The following is an 11,881-nucleotide window of genomic DNA, read 5'->3' on the forward strand; positions in this document are numbered from 1 at the left end:
GAAGCGGTCGCGACCATGAACACGAGCGAAGGAGCTCGCGACGAGAGAGCGAGGGACGAGCCAACGAGGAGCGAAGCGGTCGCGACCATGAACACGAGCGAAGGAGCTCGCGACGAGAGAGCGAGGGACGAGCCAACGAGGAGCGAAGCGGTCGCGACCATGAACACGTGCGAAGGGCCACGGCGGACGCTGAAGGCCGGGTCAGCGGCGGCCCGTTCTTTCCCTACTTCGCGGTCAAGAACGGCGCGACCGCGCTGTTCACGATGGGGGCCATCGCGGCGCTGGCCACGTTCGTCCGGGTCAACCCGGTGTGGGAGCACGGCGCGTACAGCTCGGGCGGTTACGTCCCGTCGGCGCAGCCGTTCTGGTATTTCGGGGTGCTGGACGGCGCGCAGCGGCTCGTCCCGCCGTGGGAGATCACGGTCGGCGGGTACGTCCTGCAGCCCGGGCTCTGGATCCCGCCGCTGATCCTGACGGTCTTCTTCGGGATCCTGCTGCTCTATCCGTTCCTCGAACGGCGCTTCACCGGCGACGGCGACCACCACCACCTGCTCGACCGGCCCGCGCAGGCCCCGGTGCGCACGGCGCTGGGCATCGCGGTCATCGCGTTCTTCACCGTGTTGTGGGCGGGAACGTGGTTCTCGGAGGCGGCGCCGCCGATGCACTCCGCGCCAGGGTTCCCCGAGCCGCCCCCGGCTCCGCACGCGCTGCTCACGGTGCCGCACGACACCTACGCGATGATCGTGATCGGGCTGCGGGCAGCCGTGTTCGTGGTGCCGGTGCCGGCGTTCCTGATCGCCCGGGCGGTCTGCCGCAGGCGCGTCGGCTAGAGAGGGTTGTGATCGGGCGGCGCGCCGGGGACGCCGTCCCGCGGCGGCAGCCAGAGCACGAACGTGGCCCCCTCCCCCAGCCGCGAGAACACCGCCACCCGCCCTCCGTGCGACTCCACGATCTGGCGGACGATGGCCAGGCCGAGGCCCGTGTGGCGGTCGCGGCGGCTGGACTCGCCGCGCCAGAACCGGTCGAACACCCGCGCCTGGTCGGCCGCCTCGATCCCGGGGCCCTCGTCGCGGACCGCCACCCACAGCCAGCCCTCGGACCTGCCCGCCGCGACCCGGATCGCCCCGCCGGGCGGTGAGAGGCGCACGGCGTTGGAGAGCAGGTTCGCCACGGCGCGGCGCAGCGCGTCGGCGTCGCCGGTCGCCTCCAAGCCCGATCCCAGCTCCCGGGTGAGCGTCAGGTCGCGGGCGGCGGCCGGGGCCGCGTACTCCTCGCACGCCTCGCCCACCATCCTGGCCAGGTCGAGGTCGGCGTCGGCGAACGCGCCGCCCTGCCGCCTGGCGCTGGCCAGCAGGTCCTCGACGAGCCTGGTCATGCGGGTGGTGGCGCGGTCCACGATGGCCACGGCCCTGGCCCGCTCCTCGTCGCTGGCCTCGGGGGCGGCGAGAACGGCGTCCACGTTCGCCCGGATGATCGTCAGCGGGCTGCGCAGCTCGTGGGAGGCGTCGTCGATGAGCTGGCGCTGCGCCCTGAACGCCTCCTCCAGCCGGTCCAGCATGGTGTCGATCGTGTCGGCCAGATCCTTGAGCTCGTCGCGCGGCCCGTTCAGCTTGATGCGCCGCTTGAGGTCGGTGGCCTGGATCTCCTCCGTCGTACGCGTGATCGACCTGACCGGCCGCAGCACGCGGCCCGCCAGCACCCAGCCGATGCCCAGGCTGGCGACGTAGAGGCCGGCCAGGGTGATCAGCGAATAGTCGCGCAGCGTGGCCATCGTCCGGACGTTGACCGCGTTCTCGACCTCCTCGACGAAGACCACCTCGCGCTTGCCGAGGAAGGTGGTGCCGCTGTAGGTCTTGGCGAACTCCGTCGTGATCGGGCGCTGGTCGGTGGTCTTGGAGACCGCGAAGTAGGTGCCGCCGAGCACGAGCGCGGCCAGCACGAACAGCAGTCCCGAGTAGAGGACCGTGAGCCGGAAGCGGATGGTGTGGATCACGCCGGTTCCCTGAGCCGGTAGCCCCGGCTGATCACGGTCTCGATCAGGCCCTCCTCCTGCAGCTTGCGGCGCAGGTTGCCGACCGTGACGCGCACGGTGCTGGTGAACGGGTCGGCGTGCTCGTCCCAGACGTGTTCCAGCAGTTCCTCGGAGGAGACCACGTATCCGGGGCGGCGCATGAGGTAGTGCAGCACCCCGTACTCCTTGGGGGTGAGCGCCAGCGACCTTCCGTGCAGCGACACTTCCAGCCTGGCGGTGTCGATCCGCAGCCCGCCCACCTCCAGCACCGATGTGCCGGCGCCGGAGTCCCTGCGCAGCAGGGCCCGCACCCGCGCCAGCAGCTCGGGGAACGCGAACGGCTTGACCAGGTAGTCGTCGGCCCCCTCGTCGAGCCCGCGCACCCGGTCGTCCAGCCGGTCGCGGGCGGTCACCATGATGATCCGCGCGCCCTGCCCGGCCGCGCGCACGCTGCGGCACAGCTGGAAGCCGTCCCCGCCGGGCAGGTTGAGGTCGAGCAGGACCAGATCGTACGAGTTCACCTGCAACTTCTCATGCGCGGAAGGCGCGTCGTAGGCGACGTCCACCGCGTATCCCGCACGGACGAGGCCGACGCGCAACGCGTCGACCAGGTCCTCCTCGTCTTCCACCACAAGCAGTCGCATGCCCCGCACCCTAGTTTCGGATGATTCGTTCCGCGATCGGCGCCGCCCGGTCGATGGGGATGGCGAACCCGATGCCGATGTTGCCGCCGCCCCGCCCGGACGCGATCGCCGTGTTCACCCCGACGACCTCGCCCCGGGCGTTGACCAGCGGGCCGCCCGAGTTGCCGGGGTTGATGGACGCGTCCGTCTGCACGGCCGTTCGGCGTGCCGTGCCCAACCGTACCTCCCGGTCCAGAGCGCTCACGATGCCGGCGGTGACCGTGCCCGACAGGCCCAGCGGGGAGCCGATCGCGAGCACCTGGTCGCCGACGGCCAGGTCGCCGGACCTGCCGAGGGTGGCGGGCGTGAGCTCCCGCGGATAGTCCACCTCCAGCACGGCCAGGTCCTCGTCGTCGTCCTCGCCGATCACGCGGGCGCTGATCCGGCGGCCGTCGTTCAGCACGACGGTCGCCCGGTCGCTGCCCCTGATCACGTGCGCGTTGGTGAGGATGTGGCCGCGGCCGTCCACCACGAACCCCGAGCCGCCCCCGCCGCCCGTCTCCACCGAGACCACGCTGGGCAGCACCCGGGCCGCCGTCGCGCTCAGCCCGCTGAGGCCGGCCGACGGCGCGGGCGCCACCCTGGGGAGGGCCGCGGCGGGGGCCGCTTCGGAGAGCCGCGCCCCCGCCGCACCCCCAGCGATGCCCGCCGCCGCCCCGGTGAGCGCCGCGACGAGCGCGGCGGCCACCAGCAGACGTCCCTTGGGCGGCGCCCCCTTCTGCGGTGGATCCTGCGCCATGATCGCCACGACGGGCGGGGTGACGAACTCCGGCCCGCGCGGGCTGCCCAGACCCCTCATGGCAGCCTCGAGAACCACAACATCGACGTCACCGCCGCGATCAGCGCGAAGGCCATCCCCGCCGCCACGAACCACATCCATACCTCCTGCCGCTCGGTCCGGTAGCCGACCGACGTGCCGATGTCCTCGTAGACCGCCTGCAGCTCGTCGCCGCTGGCCGCCTCGTAGAAGCCGCCGCCGGCCGCCTCGGCCAGCCCGCGCAGCGCCGGCGCGTCCACCGGCACCGGGATCTCGCGTCCCGAGATGTCGATCGTGCCGTCCGCCGTGCCGTACGCGATGGTCGTGACCGGCACGCCCCTCCCGGAGGCCGCCGCGGCCGCGTCGCCGACCGTGCGGCCCGTGGTGTTGGAGCCGTCGGACAGCAGCACGATGTGCGCGGGCGGCCTCTCCTCCTGCGAGTCGAGCGCGGCGATGGCGTCCAGGGAGGAGTAGACCGCCTCGCCGATGGCGGTGCCGGAGGCGGTGCTGAGCCGGTCGAGCGCGCTCAGCACCGCCTGCCGGTCCGTGGTCGGCGGCACGGCGACGGACGCCGACGAGGAGAACGACACCAGGCCCAGGTTGAACCGCTCGGGCAGGCCCGCCACGAACTGCCTGGCCGCCTGCTTGGCCGCCTCGAACCGGTTGGGCCGCACGTCGGTGGCGCTCATGGAAGCCGACACGTCGAACGCCACCATGATCGTCGCCCGCTCCCTCGGCACCCGCACCTCGGCCGTCGGCCGGGCGAACCCGATCACGAGCAGCGCGAACATCAGCAGCAGCGCCGCCGCCGGAACGTGCCTGCGCCAGCCCGGCCGCCTCGGGGCGACCTTGTCGAGCAGGTCGAGGTTGGTGAACCTGACGGCGTACGCGGTCCTGCTCCGCAAGGCCATGACCACGTACGCCAGGGCCAGCGCGGCCACGGGGACGAGCAGCAGCAACCACAGGGGCGCGATCAGCGTCACGCCGCATCACCTCCGCCCCCGGCGGGGCGCGCCAGGACGGCCAGGCGGCGCTGGCGCATGACGTGCCGGACCAGGTCGCGCACCCAGTCCCGGTCCGTGCGCAGCCGCAGATGGGTCGCCCCGGCCCGGCGCAGCGCCTGCGCGACGGCGTCCCGCTGCTCCGCCGCCGCCTCCGCGTACCTGCGGCGCAGCCGCGCGCTCCCCGTCGCGACCTCGCGCCGCCGCCCCGTCTCCGGGTCGACCAGCGTCAGGATCCCGATGTCGGGCAGCGTCAGCTCGCGCGGGTCGAGCACCTCCACGGCCAGCACCTGGTGCCTGGCGGTGAGCTTGCGCAGCGGCAGCTCCCAGGTCTCGGGCGCGTCGAGGAAGTCCGACACGACCACGACCAGGCCGCGGCGCCGTACCACCCGGCCGAGCTGGTCGGCGGCCACGCCCAGCAGCGGCTCGGCCACCCCGGGCGGGGTGCGGGGCAGCGCGAAGGCCGCCTGCAGCAGCGCCATCAGATGCGGCCGGCCCGTCCTGGCGGGCAGCGTCCTGACGCCGCCGCCGTGCAGCAGGTGGGTGCCGATCCGGTTGCCGGTCCGCTGGGTGAGGAAGCCGACCGCCGCCAGCGCCGACACGGCCAGCTCCCGCTTCTCCATGGCCGCGGTGCCGAAGTCCATGCTGGCGGTGGCGTCGAGCAGCGCCCAGATCTCCAGCTCGCGATCGGCGACCAGGTCCCGGACATGGGGCTCGTTGGTGCGGGCGGTGACGTTCCAGTCCATCCGCCGCACGTCGTCGCCCGCCTGGTACGGCCGGGTCTCCGCCGGCTCGCTCCCCGGCCCCGGGACCAGTCCCAGATGCTCCCCCTGCAGCAGTCCATCCAGTCTCCTGGTGATCGTCAGCTCGAGCCGGCGCAGCGCGGGCTCGGCCATCAGGTACGGCCTCATGCCACGGCTTCGTTCAGCTGTGACTGCTGCTGGGGGGCGATGACGGGCAGCGGGACGGCCGCCAGCACCCGGTCCACGATCTGCCTGGGCGCCACCCCGTCGGCCAGCGCGTCGAAGGAGAGCACGAGCCGGTGCGCCATGACGTCGTGCGCCAGGTCGCGCACTTCCTCCGGCAGCACGTAGTCGCGCCCCCGCATCAGGGCCAGCGCCCGCCCGGCCGCCAGCAGGCCGAGCGTGGCCCTGGGGCTCGCCCCGAACGCCAGCAGCCGGCGCACGTCCTCCACCCCGAACCGGTCGGGATCGCGGGTGGCGTAGACGAGGCGGACGGCGTACTCGGCCACGGCGTGGTGCACGAAGACCTCCTCGGCCCGCCGCTGGAGCGCGACGACCTGAGCGGGGTCCAGCACGGGGTGCGGGACGGGCGGGTCCACGCTCATGCGGTAGACGATCGCCAGCTCCTCCGACTCGCTGGGATAGTCCACGTCGATCTTCATGAGGAAGCGGTCCCGCTGCGCCTCGGGCAGGTGGTAGACGCCCTCGGACTCGATCGGGTTCTGGGTGGCCAGCACCAGGAACGGCCTCGGCACGTCGTGCGAGACCCCGCCGATGCTGACCTGCCGCTCGGCCATGATCTCCAGCAGCGCCGACTGCACCTTTGCGGGCGCCCGGTTGATCTCGTCGGCGAGCAGCAGGTTGACCATGACCGGGCCGAGCTCGATGTCGAAGGTCTCGGTCGACGGCCGGTAGATCCTGGTGCCGACGATGTCGGCGGGCACCAGGTCGGGTGTGAACTGGATGCGGGCGAACGTGCCGCCGACCACGGTGGCCATGGTCTCGGCGGCCAGCGTCTTGGCGATGCCGGGCACGCCTTCCAGCAGGCAGTGGCCTTTGGCGAGCACCGCCACGAGCAGCCGCTCGACCATGCGGTCCTGACCCACGATCACCCGCTTCACCTCGAACAACGCCCGTTCGAGCAGCGCGGGGTCGGTCATGGCTGAACCACCGAGTGATAGCAGTCGTCCACGACCACCCGCAGCTCCAGCGCGGACGGATCGGGATCGGCGAACGCGGCGCTTCCCGTCATGAGCACGGCGCCCGCTGCCAGCAGCACAAGAGCGAAACGTGATGTACGCATAGGACGCATGTCATCAAGCGACCGCGAAAACCCGCGTAACCCTCGTCTTTACATGATCTTTCGGTCCTTACCGCGAAAAGGGACGGCCACCCGCAACCGGGTGGCCGTCCGTCAGGCGGGGATCAGCCGATCAGGTACTTCATCACCTTCTTGATCGTCGCGTTCCGCTCGTTGTCGTTGGCGAGCTGCTCCAGCCCGAACCCCAGCAGCACCGTGTCCTTGGTGGAGACGGCGGCCGTGGTGTCCGCCTGCGCGCGGGCGAAGTCGCCGCCGCCGGTGGGGCTGCCCGCCGGCGGCCCGGGGACGGCCCAGGGGCCGAGACCGGTCTCGAAGCCCTCGGAGTCGAGGGTGCCGCCGGTGGTGGTGACCCGCGTGTCGTCCACGAACACCCCCACGCCGCCCGTGCTCGGGTCGGTCACGTAGCTGATCGACACCTCGACCTGCTGGCCCGCGTAGGCGGACAGGTCGAAGGCGACCTGCTTCCAGCCGCCGGAGTCACCGGTGAACCGGTTCCAGGAGCCGCTGGTGCCGCTGGCCGTGCAGGGGTTGCCACCGGTCAGGTAGTGCCCCAGCCACGGGTGCTCGCCCAGGTAGAAGCCGGCCTCGCACTCCGACGGCACGGTGCTGTCGGTGCCGCCGTTGAGGTCGGGCAGCGTGGTCCAGTTGTCCTGGCCGATCGTGTGGGCCTCGACGATGACGTTGTCATAGCCGGGCTCGGTGTCGAAGGACAGCTGGAAGCCCAGCCTCGGCTGCTGCGCCGCCGTCACGGTTCCCAGGTTGACCGTCCTGGTCAGCCGCATGTACGAGTCGTCCGCGTGCGGCCCCCTGACGTACCACTGGCCCTCGATCGGGTCGAACGGACCGCCCGCGCCGAGCGTGTAGCCGGCCGCCGGAGTGCCCGTGAACCTGGGCAGGTCCGTGCCCATGGGCTGCAGCACCCCCGCCTCGTCCAGCGGGTTGTCCACCGTGGCAGGACCGCCGAACGTGCCGCCCGTCCCGGCCAGCGGGCCCTTGCCGGCGAAGCCGGTCGGGGAGTTGCGCGCAATGCGCCCGCCGACGCCCATGTAGTACTGGGTGAAGTCGTCGGCCAGCAGCAGGCACTCGTCGAACAGGCCCTGGATCGTGGTGACCACGCAGTCGCCGTCCGGGTCGCCGTCGATGCCGTAGTAGATGCCTCCGACGATCGTGTCGAGAATGCCGTAGTACGCGGCCGTCTCGCCGGTGTAGAGGAGCTTGCCCCCTTCGTTGAGGTAGTCGCGGATGGAGACGGTCAGGTCCTGCTGCGACCGCTTGACGTCCGCGTCGGGCAGGTTACCGAGCGGGGTCACGGTGACCAGGTCCTGCTGGTCCATCGACAGCCGGTTGTCGCCCAGCTCCCACACGACGCCCTTGAAGTGCGACAGCACGCCCAGGTGGTCCGGCACGCCCTGCGCGTCCACGTCCCAGGTCTCGGAGGCGTACCCGGCGGCCTGGAGGGCCTTCTTGTACGTCGTGGTGTGCTTGGGCGCCGTCACCGAGGGCGGGTAGTCCGGGTTGAAGCCGGTGTAGTCCTCGTTGGCGACGATCAGGACCTTGGCCGCGGAGTCCTTGGCCAGGGTGTAGGTGAAGTGCGAGCTGGAGACGAGCCCGGTGCCCTGCTTGAAGCCCTGGAACCAGACCTCGACCTTGTCCCCCGGTTTCGCGCCGCTCACGGTGCCGCGGTACTCGGCGAAGAACAGGTCGTTCTCGTCGCCGTACCGCTTGCCGCCCTGCCATTCCGACAGCGGCCTGGTCTGCGCCGGGCCGCCGTTGACGCGGAAGCGCAGCACCTTGCCCAGCAGCGACCTGCGGGCGGTGACCGCCACCGGCTGCGGGTCGCCGTACGAGACGCTGAAGGAGTCCGGCGCGAAGTCGGGCACCGTGCGCCCGACCACGGAGACCGGGGTGTCCGGCGTGTGCACGGTCTTGGCCGCGGCCAGCGCCAGCGGGACGTTCTTGAGGAACTCGTCCTGGATCAGCGCCTCGCTGTCGGGGAAGGTGAAGCCCAGCCCGCCGGCGCAGTCGTCGAGCGTCCACTCGTCGTTCGGGTTCCGCTCGACCGCGTCCTCGCAGGTGGACATCTCCGGCGTGATCGACATGACCTTCCGCAGGTTGGTCATGTGCCCGTCGGTCTCGCCGTTGGTGGTGTAGAGCTCGGCGCCGATGTCGGGGTCGTAGCCGGGCACGGCCGGGTGGGCGTCGTCGCCGAGCATGGCCTCGAAGATCAGGTCGTCGGGCGACGGCGTGGCCTGCTGCCAGCCGATTCCGTACAGCAGCAGCATGGCCGCGGAGTGGTAGTTCAGCAGGTACGTGAAGTGCACCCGCTTGGTCAGGTTGTCCAGCGCCACGGTCTCCGGCTCCGACTGCGGCGACTTGCCGCGGTAGGTCTGGCTGGAGAAGACGTTGGACGAGCCCTCGTTGTCGTAGCCCCACTTGTAGGCGAAGTTGCGGTTGGGGTCGACGCCGTCGGCGCTGGTGAGCCGGCCGTCGCCGTCGTTGTCCCGCAGGTTCTTGCGCCACAGCCGGTTGTCGGGGGTGAAGGTGTAGTCGTAGCCGTCGGGGTTGGCCACCGGCATGAACCACAGCTCGGTGGTGTTCACGAGCTTGGTGAGCTCGGCGTTGCCGCCGTAGCCGTCGAGGAAGTGGTGCAGCAGCCGCCGCACCATCTCGGGTGTGATCCACTCGCGGGCGTGCTGGGCGGCCATGTACAGCATGGCCGGGCGCTTGCCGTCGGCGAGCTTGCGGGCGTCCTTGGTCACCTTGATCGCGGTGATCGGCGTGCCGTTGAGGCTGTTGCCGAGGTTGACGACCTTGGCGATGCCGGGCTTGGCGTCGGCCGCGGCGATGATCTCCTCGCGGATGCCGCCGGCGCCCGCGTATTTCTTGAACACCCCGTCGCCCTTCTGTGCCAGCCGCGCCTTGTCGGCGGTCTGGGCCTTCAGGGTGACGCCCTGCTTGGCGAGCGTGCCGGCCAGCGCGGCGGCGAGGACCACCTCGATGGTGACCTTGCCGTTCGCCCGCTTGACGATCCGCATCTCCTCGCGGTCCACGCCGGCCGCGACGAGCTTGGCCACCTGGTCCGCGGTGAGCTCGCCGGTGTAGACGAACACGCCGTCGGGGCCCGGAGCGGGCTTGGGCACCGCCGACGCGGGCGGGATGGTGAACGAACCGAGTAACAGGAGGGTGCCGGCGAACATGATTAATGCGCGCTTCATCGCGCCTCCGAGAAATCAGCCCCCGAATGGCTGCTAGGGATGCCCGCAATGTCCGTGTCTGCCAGGGGGCTTGTCAATCAAGACGGCCACATGTGGTCAAATTTCGAACTATGTAATCCAGGGCACGTCCGGATTCGTAGGGAGGCCCATCCGCCGGTCAAGCTTGCGCGCGTCACGGTGGCGCGGCGGTGAGGCGGAGAAGCGTCACCCTGGAGGGCCCTCGGCCCGGTGCGGCGGGTGGGGCCCACCGTGCGCAGCCGTAAAAGATCGTGGTGGTGAACGCGCAACGGGCCGCCCGCCGTAAGAACGGCGGGCGGCCCGTGAGACGAGCGCTGGACGAAATTAATCGTTCAGGTGCTGGCGCAGGTAGGACTCGACGCCGTCGATGGAGATGCGCTCCTGGGCCATCGAGTCGCGCTCGCGGATGGTCACCGCGTGGTCCTCGAGCGTGTCGAAGTCGACCGTGATGCAGAACGGCGTGCCGATCTCGTCCTGGCGCCGGTAGCGGCGGCCGATGGCGCCCGCGTCGTCGAACTCGACGTTCCACCGGCGGCGCAGCTGCGCGGCCAGGTCACGGGCCTTCGGCGACAGGTCGGCGTTGCGCGAGAGCGGCAGCACCGCGGCCTTGACCGGCGCGAGCCGGTGGTCGAGCCGCATGACCGTGCGCTTCTCCATGACGCCCTTGGCGTTGGGGGCCTCGTCCTCGCTGTAGGCGTCGAGCAGGAACGTCAGCGTGGCGCGGTCGACACCGGCCGCGGGCTCGATGACGTAGGGGACGTAGCGCTCCCCCGTGTCCTGCTCGAAGAAGCTCAGGTCGGTGCCCGACGCCTTGGAGTGGGCGGTCAGGTCGAAGTCGGTGCGGTTGGCGACGCCTTCGAGCTCACCCCACTCGGAGCCGGTGAAGTTGAAGCGGTACTCGATGTCGACGGTGCGCTTGGAGTAGTGGGACAGCTTCTCCTTCGGGTGCTCGTAAAGGCGCAGGTTGTCCTTGTTGATGCCCAGGTCGGAGTACCAGCGGTAGCGCTCGTCGATCCAGAACTGGTGCCACTCCTCGTCCGTGCCCGGCTTGACGAAGAACTCCATCTCCATCTGCTCGAACTCGCGGGTGCGGAAGATGAAGTTGCCCGGCGTGATCTCGTTGCGGAACGACTTGCCGATCTGGCCGATGCCGAACGGGATCTTCTTGCGCGCCGACTGCTGCACGTTGAGGTAGTTGATGAAGATGCCCTGCGCGGTCTCGGGGCGCAGGTAGGCCAGGCCCGACTCGTCCTCGACCGGGCCGAGGTAGGTCTTGAGCAGGCCGCTGAACTGCCTGGGCTCGGTGAAGGTGCCCTTGTTGCCGCAGTTGGGGCAGGTGATGTCGGCCAGGCCGCCCTCGGGCTCCTTGCCGTTCTTCTCCTCGTACGCCTCGATCAGGTGATCGGCGCGGAAGCGCTTGTGGCAGGAGAGGCACTCGGTCAGCGGGTCGGTGAAGGTCTCGACGTGACCGCTGGCCCGCCACACCTCGGGGGCCAGCACCACGCTGGAGTCGAGGCCCACCACGTCGTCGCGCGACTGGACCATCGACAGCCACCACTGCCGCTTGACGTTGTTCTTGAGCTCGACACCCAGTGGACCGTAGTCCCACGACGCGCGCAGTCCGCCGTAGATCTCGCTCGACGGGTAGACGAGCCCGCGGCGTTTGGCGAGGCTGACGATGGTGTCCATGACGTCGGTGCGTCGTGCCATTTTGGTTGATTCTCTTTCCGGCTGGAGGTCGGCGAGTGAAATTGGTGAGATCCCAGCTTAGGGGACGCACGGACCCTCTCGCGCGCCAGTAATCGTTAAGCGCCTTCCTGCGTGTAAACGTCCTCGAACGCACTGGGTTCGTTGACCATGAGAATCATCAGTGGATACATCACCATCCGGGCGGCGGAGAGCGCTCTGCGGTAGAAACCGGCACCCTCCCACTCCGTGACCAGGGCCCACAGGTTGGGCTCATCGACCGAACGGGCCAGCCTGCCACGCTGGTAGCCCGGCTGGGCGGCGAACGTGTCAAGGATGGTGTGGCCCTGCTTGACGAAATCTTGGGACTGGGACTCTGGAACGGTGTATCGGATCACGGCGAGCACCCGACCAGATTAAACGCGGTACGCCCGTCTGATGCGCCG

11 protein-coding genes are annotated in these 11,881 nt (G+C 70.4%); 1 reads left to right on the forward strand and 10 read right to left on the reverse strand.

Annotated elements, in window-relative coordinates; genetic code table 11:
* Positions 1-167 precede the first annotated feature (167 nt).
* Positions 168-830: a hypothetical protein gene (locus AB0L65_RS03295; protein ID WP_364239855.1), complete on the forward strand. Its 663-nt coding sequence runs from the start codon at positions 168-170 to the stop codon at positions 828-830.
* Here AB0L65_RS03295 and AB0L65_RS03300 read toward each other — a convergent pair.
* From AB0L65_RS03300 to AB0L65_RS03345, 10 genes are all read right to left on the reverse strand, one after another.
* Positions 827-1,993 (reverse strand): HAMP domain-containing sensor histidine kinase, encoded by a 1,167-nt coding sequence (locus tag AB0L65_RS03300; RefSeq protein ID WP_364239857.1) that lies wholly within the window; start codon positions 1,991-1,993, stop codon positions 827-829. The two genes, AB0L65_RS03295 and AB0L65_RS03300, sit on opposite strands and share 4 nt — an antisense overlap.
* Positions 1,990-2,655 carry a response regulator transcription factor gene (locus AB0L65_RS03305; RefSeq protein WP_363967309.1) on the reverse strand — a complete coding sequence of 222 codons (666 nt, stop codon included), beginning with the start codon at positions 2,653-2,655 and terminating at the stop codon, positions 1,990-1,992. The genes AB0L65_RS03300 and AB0L65_RS03305 overlap by 4 nt, the downstream gene beginning before the upstream one ends.
* A gap of 10 nt (positions 2,656-2,665) precedes the next feature.
* Entirely contained in the window at positions 2,666-3,493 is an 828-nt protein-coding gene (locus AB0L65_RS03310) for a trypsin-like peptidase domain-containing protein (RefSeq protein ID WP_364239859.1), read from the reverse strand.
* Complete coding sequence (locus AB0L65_RS03315) at positions 3,490-4,434, reverse strand: VWA domain-containing protein (protein WP_364239860.1); 945 nt, start codon at positions 4,432-4,434, stop codon at positions 3,490-3,492. The genes AB0L65_RS03310 and AB0L65_RS03315 overlap by 4 nt, the downstream gene beginning before the upstream one ends.
* A complete protein-coding gene (locus AB0L65_RS03320) occupies positions 4,431-5,363 on the reverse strand; it encodes a DUF58 domain-containing protein (protein ID WP_364239862.1) in 933 nt (310 codons plus the stop codon). The genes AB0L65_RS03315 and AB0L65_RS03320 overlap by 4 nt, the downstream gene beginning before the upstream one ends.
* Positions 5,360-6,355 (reverse strand): MoxR family ATPase, encoded by a 996-nt coding sequence (locus AB0L65_RS03325; RefSeq protein ID WP_364239864.1) that lies wholly within the window; start codon positions 6,353-6,355, stop codon positions 5,360-5,362. Before AB0L65_RS03325 ends, AB0L65_RS03320 begins: the two co-directional genes overlap by 4 nt.
* Positions 6,352-6,498, reverse strand: coding sequence for a hypothetical protein (locus AB0L65_RS03330; RefSeq protein ID WP_350725105.1), 147 nt, complete (start codon positions 6,496-6,498; stop codon positions 6,352-6,354). Before AB0L65_RS03330 ends, AB0L65_RS03325 begins: the two co-directional genes overlap by 4 nt.
* A 122-nt stretch (positions 6,499-6,620) precedes the next feature.
* Positions 6,621-9,731, reverse strand: coding sequence for a M14 family zinc carboxypeptidase (locus tag AB0L65_RS03335; protein ID WP_364239866.1), 3,111 nt, complete (start codon positions 9,729-9,731; stop codon positions 6,621-6,623).
* Positions 9,732-10,073: 342 nt separating this feature from the next.
* The gene (locus AB0L65_RS03340) at positions 10,074-11,459 is read right to left on the reverse strand and encodes a glycine--tRNA ligase (protein ID WP_350725101.1); all 1,386 of its coding nucleotides are present in this window, start codon (positions 11,457-11,459) and stop codon (positions 10,074-10,076) included.
* A gap of 95 nt (positions 11,460-11,554) precedes the next feature.
* Positions 11,555-11,842 carry an antibiotic biosynthesis monooxygenase gene (locus AB0L65_RS03345; RefSeq protein ID WP_192791193.1) on the reverse strand — a complete coding sequence of 96 codons (288 nt, stop codon included), beginning with the start codon at positions 11,840-11,842 and terminating at the stop codon, positions 11,555-11,557.
* Between the last annotated feature and the right edge of the window lie 39 nt (positions 11,843-11,881).

Source organism: Nonomuraea sp. NPDC052116 (assembly GCF_040680035.1).
In the GTDB taxonomy this organism is placed as follows: Bacteria; Actinomycetota; Actinomycetes; order Streptosporangiales; family Streptosporangiaceae; genus Nonomuraea; species Nonomuraea angiospora_A.